This window comes from Ruegeria sp. C10 (assembly GCF_056537805.1).
The window spans coordinates 1677474-1694071 of record NZ_JBQFSC010000001.1 but is presented as its reverse complement, the minus strand read 5'-3'; the positions used below and the strand labels follow the sequence as shown (position 1 = coordinate 1694071).

Below are 16598 nucleotides of genomic sequence, written 5' to 3'. Positions count from 1 at the left end.
GAGCCCCGTTTCAGCGCTTTTCTGTCATCAATTCCCCAGTCAACAGGAAGGGAAAGAACATGAGGGCGCTTTGGGCTGCGATCTGCCTGCTGGCGATGCCTGCTTGGGCCAACGGCATCGAACCTCTTACTGGATGGGCGGTTTACTCCAGCGGAAAAAGCTATGAGACCCTCGTGGATGACACAAAAGCCGCGGTAAAGGAAAACGGCCTGATCGTTGTGACACAGGCCGGGCCGACCAAAGCGGCGGCCTCGCGCGGTATCAGCATTCCGGGCAACCGGGTGATTGGCGCATTCAACAACGATTACGCGGTTCGTGTTCTTGAAACCTCGACCAACGCGATGATCGAAGCGCCCATCCGCTTCTACGTAACCGAGAACGAGGACGGCACTGCAACCCTTTCTTACAAGACACCAAGCTTCGTCTTTGCCCCTTACGCAGACGAGGGCGGAGACGCTCTGCGCGAGATTGCCATAGAATTGGACGCAAAGTTTCAGGCCGTAGCGGAAAACGCCGTCAAATAGTCACACTGACGTGAACCTGCTTGCGTCCGGACGCGTCCTCCGCAATCTGCTGGCAGATAACTTTGTCGGAGCTTGATTAATGCAGGACTTGTCTCCCCGCGCTGCGGATTTGTTGGCACAACGCCTTTTCGAGGCCGGATGCCGCCATGCGTTCGGAATGCCCGGCGGCGAGGTTCTGACATTGGTGGATGCGCTGGAAAGCGCGGGCATTGCTTTCCACCTTGCAAAACACGAAAACTCTGCAGGTTTCATGGCCGAAGCGGTCCACCATCGCGATGGTGCACCTGCAATCCTCGTGGCCACACTCGGGCCCGGAGCGATGAACGGGATCAATGTGGTCGCCAACGCCCTGCAGGATCGGGTGCCGATGATCGTGCTGACCGGATGCGTCGACGCGGATGAGGCGTTGACCTACACCCATCAAGTGATGGATCACGCGCAAGTCTATCGCTCGATCACCAAAGGCAGCTTTATGCTGACGGCCGACGGGGCCGATATCATCGCCGACAAGGCGGTATCGCTTGCCAACCAAGCGCGCCCCGGCCCGGTACACATCGATGTGCCTATCTCGGTGGCCGATACGCGCGTATCAGGGGTTAAACGTCGTCGACTGGCAAAAGTTGCTCCTGTCGCGCCTGGCGCGGAATGTCTGGAAAAGGCCCGCCGCTGGGTGGCCGAGGCTGAGCGACCTTTGGCGATCATCGGTCTTGATGTTCTTTACGACGACTCGCGCTGTGTGGTGCGAGCATTTCTAGAGCATTTCAACATTCCCTTTCTCACCACCTACAAGGCCAAGGGGGTGGTGCCCGAGGATCATCCACTCTGCCTGGGCGGGGCGGGTTTGTCTCCGCTGGCCGATAAGCACCTAGTCCCGCTGGTGGAACAGGCTGATCTGGTACTGTGTTTGGGATATGACCCTATCGAGATGCGCCCCGGCTGGCGCGAGATATGGGACCCAGAAACCAAGCGCGTGATCGACATATCAGCCGTGGTGAACGATCATTACATGCATCAGGCTGGGCTAAATCTGGTCGCCGACACCGGCGCAACGCTTGAGGCCATTGCCAAGGGCAACCCTGCCGGCAAGACCTGGCCGAATGGTGAGCCTGAACAGGTCAAGGCGGCGCTGGCGAATGCTTTTCCGACAGATGAAGACTGGGGACCGGCGGCGATCATCGCAGAAACTCGTGCCGTTCTGCCACCCGAGACCCTCGCCACGGCCGACAGCGGCGCGCATCGCATTCTGCTCAGTCAGATGTGGGAGTGTTCGGAGGCACGAGGGTTGATCCAGTCCTCGGCGCTCTGCACCATGGGGTGTGCCGTTCCGATGGCGATCGGTCTGAAATTGGCCGAACCGGATCGCCCCGTGATCAGCTTTTCTGGCGATGCCGGCTTTCTGATGGTTGCCGGAGAGCTGTCGACTGCCGCCGAATTGGGTGGCAACCCAACTTTTCTGGTCTTTGTCGATGCCAGCCTTGCGCTGATCGAACTGAAACAGCGCCAGCGCCAGATGGGCAATCGCGGAGTGGACTTTGACCGCCATGACTTTGCGGCTTTAGGCCGCGCATTCGGCGGTTATGGTCACACAGTTCGTAGCCGCGACGATTTGCGGGCTGCATTGGATCAGGCGTTGAAAGCAGACAAGTTCACTGTCATTGCTGCGGAAATTGACCGTGGAGGATATGATGGCCGCATCTGAAGGACCGCTGAAAGGCGTCAAGGTACTGGACCTGTCTCGCATTCTGGCAGGACCCACTTGTACGCAGTTGTTGGGCGACCTTGGCGCTACCGTCATCAAAATCGAAAACCCGGCGACCGGTGGTGATGATACGCGGCAATGGGGCCCTCCTTACGCCGAGGATGCGGATGGCAACCGCTCAGACCTGAGCGCATATTTCATGTCCTCCAACCGTAACAAGAAATCGGTCGCATTGGATATCGCAACACCCGAAGGACAGGCAGAAGTCCGACGCCTAGCCTCGCACGCTGATATTCTGATCGAGAATTTCAAACCCGGTGGACTGGCGAAATACGGGCTCGACTACGCAACCTTGTCCAATGAGTTTCCTGACCTCGTCTACTGTTCGATCTCAGGCTACGGGCAGACAGGCCCAAACTCATCGAAGCCCGGATATGATCTTATGGCGCAAGGATATGGCGGGATCATGTCTCTGACCGGAGACGCCGACGGCGCGCCGATGAAAGTAGGCGTCGGAATTGCTGACGTGATGTGTGGTATGTATGCCTGCGTTGGTATTCTGGCTGCGCTGCGTCATCGCGACATGACTGGCGAGGGTCAGCAGATCGATCTGGCGCTGGTGGATGCACAGATCGCTTGGCTGATAAATGAGGGCGTGAATTATCTGACCTCGGGCGAAGTGCCTCAGCGGCGCGGCAACGGGCATCCCAATATTGTGCCTTACGAGGTCTATCAGACGGCGGATGGGCACGTGATTCTGGCCGTTGGAAATGACAGTCAGTTCAAAAGATTTTGCAGCTTCATCGAAAAGCCAGAGCTTGCCGACGATCCCCGATTTGCCACCAACCCGGCCCGTCTTGAAAATAGGGATGCGTTGAATGCGATCCTGCGCCCGGCAGTTCAGGCGCTGGATACAGGCAGCGTTATCGCGGGGCTTGAAGACCTGAAAGTCCCTGTTGGCCCGGTGCGGACGCTCGATCAGGTTTTTGCCTCGGATCAGGTCGCTGCCCGCCAGATGCAGATCTCGATGCAAGCTGAGCCTGGCGAGGTGCAACTGATCGGGAATCCCCTGAACCTGTCACGCACACCTGTAACATATCGCAGCGCACCACCGGTCTGTGGGGCTGACACACAGGCTGTTCTGAACGCGGAGAATCCCTTCGAAGATTGAAACACTCTGCCCGTTTAGGCGGCAAGTTGCTGAAACATGCCCTTGAATCGGCGGTTTTTTTCGCGTTTCTCACACACGGGATTTCACCAATTCGAGAGCAGGGTCGATACTGTTACGACCCGGCTGCACACTCTGTTACATCGAACAGTGTAGAACGTCGCAATCAGATTGGACCCGAGTATGAAACAAGACGTCTTTGGACAGATGAACACCCTGAACCAGCCCGCAAGCGTCGAGGCATGGGATGGTGTTCTCCTTGGGTTCATGGCGCATGCCGCTGTCACACCGCAACATCTGGGCAAGGTTCTGGAGCTTGAGCCGGACTTTGCGCTGGGCCATGCCGTCAAGGGGCTGTTCATGGTTCTGCTGGGCCGGCGCGAGATGATCGTGGTCGCTGCCGAAGCGCTGAGTGCCGCGAATGCAGCAATGGAGCGTCAGCCAGTTTCAGCCCGGGAAAGGCTATATGCCGAGGCGCTGGGTTTGTATATGGCCGACCTTCCATCACAGGCCGTTCAGAAATTTGAAGAGATTCTGCGAGCGCACCCAACTGATACTTTGGCCATGAAGCTCAGCCATGCGACGCGTTTCGTTCTGGGCGATGCTGCGGGGATGCGTCGGTCGATCGAACGGGTGATGCCAGCGTATGAACCCGACCACGCCGGACGTGGATACTTGCTGGGATGCCACTCGTTCGCGCTGGAGGAAACCGGCGCCTACGAGAAAGCCGAAATCGCCGGTCGTCAGGCCCTATGGATGGTTTCGGACGACGCCTGGGGATTGCACGCTGTAGCGCACGTGCACGAGATGACGGGCAACGCGCAGCTGGGACTGGACTGGCTCGCGGGACGTGAGGACGCTTGGGCGCATTGCAACAATTTCCGCTATCATGTCTGGTGGCACAAGGCGCTGATGCATCTGGATTTGGGGCAAGTCGATCAAGTTATAGCGCTTTACGATCATCACATCCGCCAGGACAAAACCGACGACTATCGCGATATCTCGAATGCAACCTCGCTGCTGTCCCGGCTAGAGCTTGAGGGCGTTGATGTTGGCAACCGCTGGGAAGAACTGGCCGATCTCAGCGCAGCCCGAACCGAAGACGGATGCTTGATCTTCGCCGATCTTCACTACTTGCTGGCATTGACCGGGGACAATCGTTCGGAGGCTACGGCAAATATGCTGCAGCGTATTCAAAATGACGCCCAGCGCAATCAGGGTGACACGCCGATCCGCATGTCCGACCCGGGCATTGCCGCCGCCAAGGGGCTTGAGGCCTTTGGAGAAGGCCTTTACGGTCAAGCCTTTGATTTTCTTTCAAATGCCCGGGGTGGGATGCAACTGGCGGGTGGCAGCCACGCCCAACGTGATGTATTCGAGCGTATCACCATTGATTCCGGCCTGCGCGCTGGCCGCCTGGATGCTGTCGAGCGCATCCTGGACGACCGCCGCGCCAAACGTGCCGGGGGAGAGGACAATTACGCCCTCGCCCGCCGAGAATTGATCGAGGCCGCACGCGACAGCGGCGACGCACAAAGCGTCCCCGCCGAATAACAACAATAAAAGACCAAGAAGGACAGAAACCGTATGGCGACCGCATCGCCCGCTTCTGATTTTGCTCCGGTGGCGTCTCAGGTCGCCGCCCCCGCCGCTACGCGCGATCCGCGGTTGGATTTCTATCGCGGCATCGCGATGTTCATCATCCTGATTGCCCATATTCCGAACGATCCGTGGGCCAAATGGATACCTGCCCGCTTTGGCTTTTCGGACGCAACCGAGATCTTCGTATTCTGTTCAGGCATGGCTTCGGCAATTGCTTTTGGGGGGGCGTTCATGCGCAAAGGCTGGTGGATGGGCACCGCACGCGTGAGCTTTCGCATCTGGCAGGTCTACTGGGCGCATATCTGCCTGTTCTTCTTTGTCGCGATGACAATGGCGGCCCTGAACCAGAGTGGGCTGTTCGAGAAAAACTATATCTCCTCTCTCAATCTACAGCATTTCTTCAACGATCCGGCGTCACAGATCGTCGGACTGTTCACCCTGACCTATGTGCCGAACTACTTCGATATTCTACCGATGTATCTGGTGGTACTGGCGATGATGCCCCTGTTTATGGGGCTATATCGTATCGGATTCTGGGCGGTCGCCATGGCCTCGGTCACGATCTGGCTCGTTGCACAATTCGACTACCTTGACCTGCCGGCCGAGCCCTGGTCAGAGCGCCAGTGGTTCTTCAACCCATTCGGGTGGCAATTGCTGTTCTTCACCGGCTTTGCGTTCATGCGAGGTTGGATTCCAGCGCCGCCGGTGTCGAAAACTCTGATCTGGGCGGCAGCATTGTTTTTGATCTTCTCGATGCCGTTCGGCTCGTGGAAGGTATTCACTTGGATCAATGCAGCAGCCCCTGATCTGGCTGATGAGATTCGCAAGGTCTGGCCAGTGACCAAAGAATTTCGCGACAAGACCGACTTTGGTCTATTCCGATATCTGCATTTTCTGTCGCTTGCCTATCTGGGTTGGGTTATCGCCGGTGAGCATGGCCGTCGCCTGATAGCGACCGGTCATGGGGCAGCCGCAAAGGTCTGGCAGTTCCTGCTGACCATCATCACCAAAGTGGGTCAGCAATCGCTCGCGGTGTTCGTATTTTCTATGGCAGCAGCACGACTTATCGGCGTCGGACTGGACCTGAGTGGGCGGGATGTTGCCAGTGTGTTCATCGCCAACATGATTGGCTTTGCCATGATCATCGGCGTGGCTTATCTGGCCGCCTGGTTCAAGTCACAACCTTGGAAATCAAAGAAATGAACTTTACACGTCGCGCTTTTCTCGCCTCATCAACCGCTCTGGCCTTCGCCCCAGCGGCATATGCCACAGGTGGAGAGACCCCGTTCAGCCGAGACGACGTCATCGCAATGGCCCGCGACCTGGCCAGCCGCGATTATGCAGAGCGTGAGATGGTTCCGCAGGAGTGGCAGGACCTGACGTATCAGCAATACCGTTCAATCCGGTTCCGGCTGGATCGCGCGCTGTGGTACGAGACCGAGACGCCCTTCAACGTCGATTTTTTCACGCCGGGCCTGTATTTTCCACGCACAGTGAAAGTATCGACCGTCGAGGACGGTATGACCAAGCCGGTCGCCTTTGATCTAGCCATGTTTGATAAGTCTGAAGACGTACCTGAGCTGCCCATTGACGACACGCTGGGCTTTTCAGGTCTACGCCTGCGTACTGAGATGCACCGTCCTGGCGAGACAGACGAGTTCTGCGTTTGGCAAGGGGCCAGCTATTTCCGCGCCATCGGTTTGCACGAAGTCTATGGCCTTTCGGCCAGAGGGCTCGCCTTGAAGACCGGCGATCCAGATGGCGAGGAATTCCCCGAGTTCATTCGTTTCTGGTTGGAGCGTCCAGAACCGGATCAACGTAACATGGTCGTTCATGCGCTCATGGACAGCCCAAGCGTTACAGGGGCCTATCGCTTCCACGTTACCGCCGGTTCAGATTGCGTGATGGATATTGAAGCCACCCTGTTCCCACGTACCGAACTGCCCCATGTCGGTATCGCGCCCGGCACATCTATGTTCCTGTTCGATCAGACTAATCACAGCCGTTTCGATGATTTTCGCCCCGAAGTGCACGACAGTGACGGGTTGATGATCCGCAACGGCGCAGGAGAGGTTCTGTGGCGCCCGCTTGCGAACCCGACTCGCCTGCAGATCTCGTCTTTTGTCGACACAAACCCCCGCGGCTTTGGCCTGATGCAACGCAAGCGCAAGTTCTCGGACTATGCGGATCTTGAAGCCAATTATCACAAACGCCCAAGCTTGTGGGTCGAACCCAGCGAAGACTGGGGTAAAGGCACTGTCACGCTTGTCGAAATCCCAGCGGATCAGGAGATTTATGACAACATCGTCGCCTATTGGCGCCCGATGGAACCCTACGCAGCAGGCAGCCAGATTGATCTGTCCTATCGCCTGATCTGGGGCGAGGAACCGCAGCACACCCCTATGGCCCGCGTGATCAACACCGCGATGGGCGACAACACGTTCGGCGAGGGCCGTTTGGCTGTGATTGATTTCGAAGCCAGTGAGCTGCTTGACGATCCCGAGGCCATCACGGTGTTTGTCGACTCGCCCCATGCCGAAACTTCAGAAGGCGTTCTGCAGCGTAACCCAGACACGGGCGGGTTGCGGCTGGCGTTCTCATTCGAACCAGGCGAACGCAACCACGTGGAACTGCGCGCGCAGTTGCTGAAAGACAAACAACCAGCCTCTGAAGTCTGGCTTTACCGTTGGACCATATGAACCGCGATCTTCATATCATGCCGCCCGAGGCCCCTCTAGCGATGCCAGCCCAGAACTTTGCGCAGGGATTCCGCGATGCGCAGGTACCTGCCGGGGGTCGAAATCCCTCTGTCGGGTTTTGGCGCGCGCTGGTCTTCTCACCTGCCATGGCGGCGGCTTTGGGTCTGCTCTGGGTCATGTCCGACTGGTTCAGCGCCGAAGGGATTAATCTGGTCGAAGGTATCCTGCTGACGCTAATCTCGTTCAATTTCTTCTGGATTTCTTTCACGGTCTGCACCGTGCTGCTGGGCATGGTCTCGCTGTCCCGGCAAGAGCAGCCAAAGCGTGAAGGACGCTCGCAACCGTTGCGCGTGGCGCTTTTGACGCCTGTCTATAACGAGGTGCCGTGGAACGTGCTCGGCAACGCCCGCACGATGCTGGAAGACCTGCAGAAACGCGGTGGTCAGCACCACTATGCCATGTTCATTTTATCCGACACGCGCGACCCCGAGATCGCCGCGCAGGAACAGGCCAGCGTTGAGGCGTTGCGGACCACGCTGGCACCGGGGCTTGAACTCTATTACCGCCGCCGCCCCCAGAATACGGATCGCAAGGTCGGTAATATTGCCGATTGGGTCAGCCGCTGGGGCGCGGACTGGGACGCGATGTTGGTGCTGGATGCCGACAGCCTGATGACGGGTCGCGCGATCTCGCGTCTGACCGATGCGCTAGCCCGCGATCCCGGCGCAGGCCTGATCCAAAGCTATCCGCAGCTTATTGGCGCGCAATCGGTCTTTGCCCGGATGCAGCAGTTTGCCAACGGCGTCTATGGTATTGCCTTTGCCGAAGGCCTCGCGCGCTGGTGCGGGCAAGAAGGCAATTATTGGGGCCACAACGCCATCATTCGCACCTGTGCATTTGCTTCTAGCGCAGGTCTGCCCAAGTTGCGGTCGCTCAACGGACAAGACAAACTGATCATGAGCCACGATTTCGTCGAGGCAGGATTGCTGCGCCGCGCAGGATGGGCCGTGCGCTTTCTGCCGCGCATACGCGGATCATATGAGGAAACACCCCCAACCCTCATTGACCACGCAATGCGCGATCGCCGCTGGTGTCAGGGCAACCTGCAGCACCTGAAACTGCTGGGTTCGACCGGCTTCCGCGCAGTCTCGCGGTTCCATATGTTCCACGGTGCGGTCGGATATCTGATGTCGCCGTTATGGTTCGCACTTTTGGTGATGTGGGCCTTGATCGGTCAGGGCAAGGACGCCTCGGTCCTGCATTACTTCAGCCCGGACAATCCGCTGTTCCCGCAATGGCCAGAAATGTCCGAAACACGCCATGTGCTGATCATTCTGGTGATGTATGCGATGCTATTGGCACCCAAGGTTTTGGGCGTCGCTGCTCTGCCCCTCAGCGGTGTGCGCTATTCCGATTTCGGCGGAACGCGGAAATTCTTCACTTCATTTCTGTCCGAAGTCATCCTGTCGATCCTCTATGCCCCTATACTTATGGTGCAGCAGATGATTGCAGTGTTCCGCACCACGTTGGGCATTCAAAAGGGCTGGTCCCCGCAAGCGCGCGATGGTGGCAGCTACGGGCTGCGCACGCTGATCCTATGCCACAGCCTTGAGACTATCATCGGCGTCGCGCTTAGCGTTGGCATCCTCGCCGGTCTGGTCTCGGTCTGGCTGGCCCCGATTGCGATCAGCCTGGCACTGGCGATCCCATTGTCTGCGCTCAGCGGCGTATCGGCAGGCACCGCGCGCCGTATGGTTGGTATGCGCGAAGATGTCAGTGAGCCTGCAATTACACGCTCAGCCCGGCGCTATCGCGATGAGTTGAAGCGATTGATCGAAGGCAAAGGCGTGATCACACCGGCGGAATGATCACCCGCCGGGCAAGCCTTCGTACCAGTCTACCATCATATCAGCCCAGCCGTTTGGCACCGTATGGCCGCCCGGGAACAGAGCAAATTCCAAGGCGCTACCTTCGGCACATCCCATCCAGTTGCGACGCATAAACTGGCCCGTGGTAGAAAACCCGCTGGGCTTGGTATCGGCACACTCATTGGCGACCCGCCAGATTTCCAATCCGGCAAAGATATCGCCCTGGTGGAAACGGCCTCCGCCCAAAAGGCGGCCCTCCAGCGGCACCACATTGTCCGTCCAACCATGGGTGTGGAACATGCGTACCGGACCATCACAGCTTTCGGGATGTGGCCGCCAGAACCCGCCTGAAACCGGGACATAAGCAGAAAATGAATCCGGCGCAGCGCAGGCGAGGTAATAAACCATGAACGCGCCAGCCGAGAAGCCGCCCAGCACCACGCGATCCGGGTCGATATCAAACCGGTCGGCAGCGTCCTGCACTACTTCACGAAGAAACGCGGGTTCATCCCGACCTTCCCAACCGGGAAAGAAGTTCCAGCTTTTTCGGCCGTTTCTCTCGGACCCTTCCGGTGCCATCACCGCGTAGCCGCGCGCCAGCAGTGGCTCGACCATGGATCGGTTCTTGAGCGTACCGGTGGCGCTGCCGCCATAGCCGTGCAGGAACACAACCAGCGGAGGGTTCTCCGCTTTCGGCAGTTCGATGTGATATCCGCCTGATGCGGTTTCGCACATCCCCTCGGTATCGCCACAAGCCGCAAGGCCGGGTTGCCCGGCAAAAACAAAGCACGCGGCCAACCAGTGTCTGACACTCATCCCTTTTCCTCTTCATAAGCGTTGACAGGCAACCTAGCCCGCACCCAACCGGGCCCCGCCGCAGAACCCAGCATGCCCTCGGGCACGTCGATGATATTGGTAAATCCAGCCTCGGTCAGTCGATTGCTTAATCGGGCCGAGCGCACCCCGCGTGCACAGATCAGTGCGACAGGTGCAGATCGGTCCCCCCCGAGCAGGTGGTCCAGCGCCTGCACAAAATCCTCGCGGCGCATGTCGAGCGGATACGCCCCTTCGGCAACCCCGGTCGCCCGCCATTCGCGTGGGGTTCGGATATCGATAAGATGGATCGTGCCGTCGAGAACCTGTTGATGGGCCGTGGCCACCGCAATCTGACCACCAGCATAGGCCTGCGGGATCAACCGGTATTCGCGGATTGCGAAACCCGCTGCAATGGCGGCCCCTCCGCCCAATAGGACCCATCTGCGGGTTCGGCCTTTCCCTTCTGCCATGCGGCACTCTCCTGCATTGTCAGATCGGTATTATCATATGGCAATTCGCGACGCTTTCAGGAAATCCAACCCTCAGATCAAGTTCGCGTCATAGTTACACAGGTAGATCACGTCCAATATGTGCGCTTTAGGACCTTTCGGAACCTTGCAATTTCCGGACAGTCAATAAATTATCCCTAGCAATTCAGTCATATTGACCGCACAGACCGGAGTATCGCACTTGTCCCTATTCCTTATCGCGGCCCTTCCCTTCCTCGGAGCTGTCTTTCCGGCCCTCCTGATCCGGGCAGGACGAAACGCAGCAGCATCAGCGGCTGGGTTGACCACCTTCCTCGCGTTGATGGGATTGCTGATCCACATTCCCAGCGTCATGCGCGGTGATGTTGTGACCGCGCGGTTCGACTGGATACCCGGGCTTGGACTAAACGCGAACTTCATGCTGGACGGCCTGGGTTTTTTGTTCGCCCTGCTGATCCTGGGCATCGGTCTTCTGATCATCCTCTACGCACGATTCTACTTGTCGCGCGAGGATCCGATGGGGCAGTTCTATACCTGCCTGCTGCTGTTTCAGGGCGCGATGGTGGGAATTGTTCTGTCTGACAATATCCTGCTTCTGCTAATATTCTGGGAACTTACGTCGCTCAGTTCATTCTTGCTGATTGGTTATTGGAAGCACCTGCCCGAGGGTCGTCAAGGCGCGCGTATGGCTTTGGCCGTGACCGGTTCGGGCGGGCTGGCGATGATCGCAGGGATGCTTATCCTCGGCAATATCGTGGGATCTTATGACCTGAGTGTCATTCTGCAGAACAAAGAGCTGATCCAGTCCTCGCCGTACTACCTTCCTGCGCTGATCCTGATCTTGCTTGGCTGTTTCACCAAATCGGCGCAATTCCCGTTCCATTTCTGGCTGCCGCACGCGATGGCGGCACCGACGCCGGTGTCGGCCTATCTGCACTCGGCCACAATGGTGAAGGCAGGCCTGTTCCTGATGGCCCGGATGTGGCCGGTTCTGGCGGGTACGGATGCGTGGTTCTACATCGTCGCCACTACCGGTTTGATCACCATGCTGCTGGGTGCCGTGATTGCGCTGTTCAAGGATGACCTAAAGGCGCTGTTGGCGTTTTCGACGGTGTCCCATCTGGGTCTCGTGACGATGCTACTGGGCTTTGGCACGACGATCGCCGCTGTTGCAGCCGTCTTCCACATCATCAACCACGCGACGTTCAAGGCGGCCTTGTTCATGACCGCCGGGATCGTGGACCACGAGACCGGCACACGCGATGTCAAACGGCTGGGTGGTTTGCGGCATCTGATGCCGATCACGTTTACTATCGGCACCATCGCTGCCCTGTCGATGGCCGGTCTGCCACCGCTGAATGGCTTCCTCTCGAAAGAGATGATGCTGGAAGAGACAGTCCACACGACTTGGCTTAACTCGCCTTACTTGGTACCCGGCTTGGCGCTTTTGGCTGCGCTATTTTCAGCGGCCTACTCCTTTCGCTTTGTCAGCCATGTCTTCCTTGGGCCCGAGCGGGACGATTACCCCGCGCATCCGCATGACCCGCCTGTCGGTCTTTGGTTGGCGCCGGCGTTCCTTGTGGTGCTGGTTGTCCTGATCGGTCTTTATTCCGCAGCCATCGTTGGCCCGCTTGTCGCGGTTGTCTCCAGCGCGGTGATCGGGGGCGAGAAGCTGCCTTATTACTCGCTGAAACTGTGGCACGGCTTTACACCTGCGCTTTACATGTCGGTGGTCGCGACGCTGGGAGGCCTGTTCCTGCTGTCGTTGCACAAACGCGGCGACCAGATATGGAACGCCCTGCCCCGGCCCGAGGCAAAGGTGATCTTCGAGGCAATCATCGACGCGCTGACCCGTCTCAGCCGCTGGATTACGGACGAGCTGCATAATGGTGTGCTCAGCCGGTATGCGATCATCTTCGTGGCTTTTGTCGTTGGGCTTGGCTACTACGCCTACACCACCGGCACCATTGGCGTTGAAACACGCGTACCGCTTGAGGCTCAGGTCATCCCGATCATCGGCTGGATCTGTCTGGTGGGTGCGACGCTGGCGATCATGTGGTTCCACCGCAACCGTCTGCTGTCACTGGTGTTGATCGGGGTGGTTGGCCTGATCGTTTCGATGGCATTCAACTACCTTTCTGCCCCCGATCTGGCGCTGACACAGATTTCGGTCGAAGTGGTGACGATGATCCTGCTGTTGTTGTCGCTGAACTTTCTGCCGACCGACACACCCTGGGACAGCAGCGCGGCACGGCGTTGGCGTGATGCGGCAATTTCGGTGGTTGCCGGGATCGGCTCAGGCGCTTTGATCTATGCGCTGATGATGCGGGATTTTGCTTTCCCAACGATCTCGGAATTCCATCTGGCCAATTCGTACAAGGGTGGCGGTGGCACCAACGTCGTGAACGTGATCCTCGTCGACTTCCGGGGTTTTGATACCTTTGGCGAGATCATCGTGCTGGGCATCGCAGCCCTGATCATCTACGCCCTGACCGAAGCAGTGCTGAGCACCAATGTGCGCAGTTACCTGCTGAACCGTAAACCACATTGGCCGCAGTCGGGTGACTCTCACCCATTGATGATGGTGGTCGTCACCCGCGTGATGATGCCCATCGCATTGATGGTCGGGGCCTATATCTTCTTCCGAGGCCACAACCAGCCCGGCGGCGGCTTCATCGCAGGCCTCATCGTCGCGATCGCCTTCCTGATGCAATATATGGCCAGCGGCTATACCTGGGCGATTGAACGGCAGCGGTTCTACTATCACGGCACCATCGGTTGGGGCGTTCTGATCGCCGCTGCCACTGGTCTGGGTGCATGGTTCAATGAACGCCCGTTCCTGACCAGCGATTTCGGTTATATCCACTGGCCCCCGCTGGAAGAATTCGAATGGGCCACCGCGATTCTGTTCGATACCGGCGTCTTCCTTGCGGTACTGGGCGCTGTGATGCTGGCGCTCGACAGCCTGTCGCGCTTCGCGTGGCAGCCGGGAATGGCACAAGAATTCCCGATGGATATCAACCCGCTGCGGGATAGCCCTCAGGATGAAGATAACGAGAAGGAGCAGGCCTGATGGAAGCGCTCGTAGCCTCTGCAGTCGGCGTCATGACCGCCGCCGGGATATTTCTGATCCTGCGCCGTCGTACATTCCCAGTCATTCTGGGCCTGTCCCTGATCACCTATGCGGTGAACGTGTTCCTATTCGCCACCGGGCGGCTGGCGCTGAACGCACCTGCCGTTCTGAACAAATATGAAGATGTCCCCTATACCGACCCGCTACCGCAGGCGCTGGTGTTGACGGCCATCGTGATCTCATTCGGGATGACGGCGGTGATCGTGATGATCTCGCTGTCCGCCTATCTGTCCTCGAAGGATGACCATATCGATATGAGCGCAAGCGATAGCGTGGACGCACCGGGAGAAGACGCATGAACCATTGGATCGTCGCGCCGATCGTCCTGCCCGCGATCCTGGCCCCGTTTATCATTATGGTGTTGCGATATCATTTGGACCTTCAACGCATCTTCTCGGTCGCCGGCGTCGTGGGATTGCTGGGTATCGCCTTGACCATTACCGCCCAGGCATCGGGTGGCGAGGTTCAGGTCTATGAGCTCGGCAATTGGCCCGCACCGTTCGGCATCGTAATGGTGTTGGACAAACTTTCGGCCATGATGGTGTTGTTGACGGCCCTGCTGGCCCTGCCGGTTGTCCTTTATGCCATCGGCTCTGGCTGGGATGAGAGAGGCAAACACTTCCATGCTCTACTCCATTTTCAGCTAATGGGTGTCTGCGGTGCTTTTCTCACCGGCGACGCCTTCAACCTCTTTGTGTTTTTCGAGGTCCTGCTGATTGCCTCTTACGGCCTCATGACGCATGCAGGTGGCGCAGTGCGGTTGAAGGCCGGTGTTCAGTACGTCGCCTATAACCTGCTCGGCTCGACCTTGTTCCTGTTTGCCTTGGGCACGATCTATGCTGTGACCGGCACGCTCAACATGGCTGATCTGGCCGTTCGCGTGGCCGATATCCCACCCGAAGACACCGCCTTGCTGCGGGTTGGAGCAGTCTTGCTATTACTGGTTTTCTGTATCAAGGCTGCAGTCTTGCCACTGCATTTCTGGCTTCCTGCAAGCTACGCAAATGCACCGCTGCCCGTTGCGGCGCTGTTCGCGATCATGACCAAAGTCGGTGCTTATTCGATCCTGCGGGTCTATACGCTGGTCTTTGGGCCCGATGTAGCCGCAACCGAAGGGCTAGTCGGTAGTTGGCTACAACCTGCAGCACTGCTGACATTGGCCGTTGGCGCTATTGGCATTCTGGGCTCGCAACATATCGCGCGAATGGTGGCCTTTTGCGCCATCGCATCGATGGGCACATTGCTGATTGCGATCTCGTTGTTTAGCGAGGCCGCGACGGCGGCAGCGCTCTACTATATCTTCCATTCGACGCTGGCGACGGCCCTGCTGTTCCTTGTCGCGGACATGGTAATGGAGCGCCGTGGCGGAGCCATAGCCCCTTCGAGGCCGATGCCGCAATCCGGTCTGATCTCAGCCCTGTTCTTTGTCGGCGCCATCGCGATGGCTGGCATGCCGCCACTATCGGGCTTTGTGGGCAAGCTGCTGGTACTGGACGCCTCACGTGGCGCGCCCGATGCAAATGCGGTCTGGGCCGTGATCTTGATCGGGTCGTTCGTCACAATCGTGGGTCTGGCCCGCGCGGGAACGCTGATCTTCTGGAAAAGTCACGACGCCCAACATAATGTGACGCCTGAGCCAACCGAAGAAGCCGGCCTACCAACCGCCCCCGAGCCCTATCCGGGCCTCGCCTTTACTTCGGTGTTCGGGGCAGTTCTGGGACTTGTGCTGCTGACGCTATTTGCAGGTCCGGCGCTGCAATATGCCAGCAACACGGCGGTGCAACTGTTCGCGCCGGAAGATTACATTTCGGCCGTGCTGGGAGGGGAAGAATGATGAAGCTTCTGCACCGTATATTTCCGCATCCCCATCTGACCGCACTACTTACACTGGTGTGGGTGTTTCTGGCAAACACCGGGTCTTTGAACTCGGTGGTCTTTGGCCTGCTATTGGGAATCATCATTCCGTTTATCACTCAGCCCTATTGGCCGGATCGCCCGAAACTGCGCAATTGGCCGATGGTGGCGGAATACATGTTGGTAGTCTTATGGGATATCGTGATGGCCAATATCGCGGTGGCCCGGATCATCCTGTTCAAGCGCGATGCCGACCGCCAGCCAAGCTTTGTCAGCGTCCCGCTGGAACTGCGCACGCCCGAGGCCATCACAGTTCTGGCCGGAACCATCACCATGACCCCTGGCACCGTCAGTTGCGATTTGTCCGCACAAGGGCACTACCTGCTGGTTCATTGTCTGGATGCACCGAACCCCGAAGAGGTGCGCGACCAGATCAAACAACGCTATGAGCGCCGCCTGAAGGAGATTTTCGAATGATCACCTATGCGATCTACTTTGCTTTTGCCTGCTTCGGCGCTGCGATCATGATGTGCTTGTGGCGTATCATTACAGCCGACGGTGTCAGTACCCGTGTTCTGGCCCTAGATACAATGGTGATCAACACCATTGCTCTGCTTATCCTTTACGGCTTGAGTATCGAGACCGAAATCTTCTTTGAATCCGCCATGATCATCGCCATGCTCGGCTTTGTCTCAACCGTGGCTTATGCGCGCTTTATGCTGCGTGGCAATATCATCGAATGAGCGT

Annotated in this window: 14 protein-coding genes; 12 read left to right on the top strand and 2 right to left on the bottom strand. The window is 58.1% G+C overall.

Annotation, left to right across the window (positions count from 1 at the left end; genetic code table 11):
• Positions 1–59 precede the first annotated feature (59 nt).
• The 7 genes from ACR0DE_RS08120 (at position 60) to mdoH (ending at position 9560) form a co-directional block, all read left to right on the top strand.
• The gene (locus ACR0DE_RS08120; protein ID WP_170391865.1) at positions 60–524 is read left to right on the top strand and encodes a DUF302 domain-containing protein; all 465 of its coding nucleotides are present in this window, start codon (positions 60–62) and stop codon (positions 522–524) included.
• A gap of 79 nt (positions 525–603) precedes the next feature.
• The gene (locus ACR0DE_RS08115) at positions 604–2223 is read left to right on the top strand and encodes a thiamine pyrophosphate-binding protein (RefSeq protein WP_480752489.1); all 1620 of its coding nucleotides are present in this window, start codon (positions 604–606) and stop codon (positions 2221–2223) included.
• A complete protein-coding gene (locus tag ACR0DE_RS08110; RefSeq protein ID WP_480752487.1) occupies positions 2210–3394 on the top strand; it encodes a CaiB/BaiF CoA transferase family protein in 1185 nt (394 codons plus the stop codon). The genes ACR0DE_RS08115 and ACR0DE_RS08110 overlap by 14 nt, the downstream gene beginning before the upstream one ends.
• A gap of 180 nt (positions 3395–3574) precedes the next feature.
• Positions 3575–4945 carry a tetratricopeptide repeat protein gene (locus ACR0DE_RS08105; protein WP_480752485.1) on the top strand — a complete coding sequence of 457 codons (1371 nt, stop codon included), beginning with the start codon at positions 3575–3577 and terminating at the stop codon, positions 4943–4945.
• A 33-nt stretch (positions 4946–4978) separates the two neighbouring features.
• Positions 4979–6196, top strand: coding sequence for an OpgC family protein (locus tag ACR0DE_RS08100; RefSeq protein ID WP_170594865.1), 1218 nt, complete (start codon positions 4979–4981; stop codon positions 6194–6196).
• A complete protein-coding gene (locus ACR0DE_RS08095) occupies positions 6193–7692 on the top strand; it encodes an OpgD/OpgG family glucan biosynthesis protein (protein WP_480752483.1) in 1500 nt (499 codons plus the stop codon). Before ACR0DE_RS08100 ends, ACR0DE_RS08095 begins: the two co-directional genes overlap by 4 nt.
• Positions 7689–9560: a glucans biosynthesis glucosyltransferase MdoH gene (gene mdoH / locus ACR0DE_RS08090; RefSeq protein WP_480752482.1), complete on the top strand. Its 1872-nt coding sequence runs from the start codon at positions 7689–7691 to the stop codon at positions 9558–9560. The genes ACR0DE_RS08095 and mdoH overlap by 4 nt, the downstream gene beginning before the upstream one ends.
• Here mdoH and ACR0DE_RS08085 read toward each other — a convergent pair whose 3' ends face one another.
• Positions 9561–10376: a PHB depolymerase family esterase gene (locus ACR0DE_RS08085; protein ID WP_170391879.1), complete on the bottom strand. Its 816-nt coding sequence runs from the start codon at positions 10374–10376 to the stop codon at positions 9561–9563.
• Positions 10373–10846, bottom strand: a complete 474-nt coding sequence (locus tag ACR0DE_RS08080) for a rhodanese-like domain-containing protein (RefSeq protein WP_170635948.1) — start codon at positions 10844–10846, stop codon at positions 10373–10375. Before ACR0DE_RS08080 ends, ACR0DE_RS08085 begins: the two co-directional genes overlap by 4 nt.
• A 220-nt stretch (positions 10847–11066) precedes the next feature.
• Between ACR0DE_RS08080 and ACR0DE_RS08075 the strand changes: the two genes are divergently transcribed.
• Genes ACR0DE_RS08075 through ACR0DE_RS08055 form a run of 5 tightly spaced genes read left to right on the top strand, consistent with a single transcriptional unit; the run spans position 11067 to position 16594 of the window.
• Positions 11067–13937 carry a monovalent cation/H+ antiporter subunit A gene (locus ACR0DE_RS08075; protein ID WP_480752481.1) on the top strand — a complete coding sequence of 957 codons (2871 nt, stop codon included), beginning with the start codon at positions 11067–11069 and terminating at the stop codon, positions 13935–13937.
• Positions 13937–14296 (top strand): Na+/H+ antiporter subunit C, encoded by a 360-nt coding sequence (locus ACR0DE_RS08070; RefSeq protein ID WP_170391885.1) that lies wholly within the window; start codon positions 13937–13939, stop codon positions 14294–14296. Before ACR0DE_RS08075 ends, ACR0DE_RS08070 begins: the two co-directional genes overlap by 1 nt.
• Positions 14293–15831 (top strand): monovalent cation/H+ antiporter subunit D, encoded by a 1539-nt coding sequence (locus tag ACR0DE_RS08065; protein ID WP_170609354.1) that lies wholly within the window; start codon positions 14293–14295, stop codon positions 15829–15831. Before ACR0DE_RS08070 ends, ACR0DE_RS08065 begins: the two co-directional genes overlap by 4 nt.
• Positions 15831–16328, top strand: a complete 498-nt coding sequence (locus ACR0DE_RS08060) for a Na+/H+ antiporter subunit E (protein ID WP_170392908.1) — start codon at positions 15831–15833, stop codon at positions 16326–16328. Before ACR0DE_RS08065 ends, ACR0DE_RS08060 begins: the two co-directional genes overlap by 1 nt.
• A complete protein-coding gene (locus ACR0DE_RS08055) occupies positions 16325–16594 on the top strand; it encodes a K+/H+ antiporter subunit F (protein ID WP_170563653.1) in 270 nt (89 codons plus the stop codon). Before ACR0DE_RS08060 ends, ACR0DE_RS08055 begins: the two co-directional genes overlap by 4 nt.
• Positions 16595–16598: the final 4 nt, after the last annotated feature.

Coding starts and splice junctions, on each gene's coding strand:
- ACR0DE_RS08120 (WP_170391865.1), top strand. CDS start 60: ATGAGGGCGCTTTGGGCTGCGATCTGCCTGCTGGCGATGCCTGCTTGG.
- ACR0DE_RS08115 (WP_480752489.1), top strand. CDS start 604: ATGCAGGACTTGTCTCCCCGCGCTGCGGATTTGTTGGCACAACGCCTT.
- ACR0DE_RS08110 (WP_480752487.1), top strand. CDS start 2,210: ATGGCCGCATCTGAAGGACCGCTGAAAGGCGTCAAGGTACTGGACCTG.
- ACR0DE_RS08105 (WP_480752485.1), top strand. CDS start 3,575: ATGAAACAAGACGTCTTTGGACAGATGAACACCCTGAACCAGCCCGCA.
- ACR0DE_RS08100 (WP_170594865.1), top strand. CDS start 4,979: ATGGCGACCGCATCGCCCGCTTCTGATTTTGCTCCGGTGGCGTCTCAG.
- ACR0DE_RS08095 (WP_480752483.1), top strand. CDS start 6,193: ATGAACTTTACACGTCGCGCTTTTCTCGCCTCATCAACCGCTCTGGCC.
- mdoH (WP_480752482.1), top strand. CDS start 7,689: ATGAACCGCGATCTTCATATCATGCCGCCCGAGGCCCCTCTAGCGATG.
- ACR0DE_RS08085 (WP_170391879.1), bottom strand. CDS start 10,376: ATGAGTGTCAGACACTGGTTGGCCGCGTGCTTTGTTTTTGCCGGGCAA.
- ACR0DE_RS08080 (WP_170635948.1), bottom strand. CDS start 10,846: ATGGCAGAAGGGAAAGGCCGAACCCGCAGATGGGTCCTATTGGGCGGA.
- ACR0DE_RS08070 (WP_170391885.1), top strand. CDS start 13,937: ATGGAAGCGCTCGTAGCCTCTGCAGTCGGCGTCATGACCGCCGCCGGG.
- ACR0DE_RS08065 (WP_170609354.1), top strand. CDS start 14,293: ATGAACCATTGGATCGTCGCGCCGATCGTCCTGCCCGCGATCCTGGCC.
- ACR0DE_RS08060 (WP_170392908.1), top strand. CDS start 15,831: ATGAAGCTTCTGCACCGTATATTTCCGCATCCCCATCTGACCGCACTA.
- ACR0DE_RS08055 (WP_170563653.1), top strand. CDS start 16,325: ATGATCACCTATGCGATCTACTTTGCTTTTGCCTGCTTCGGCGCTGCG.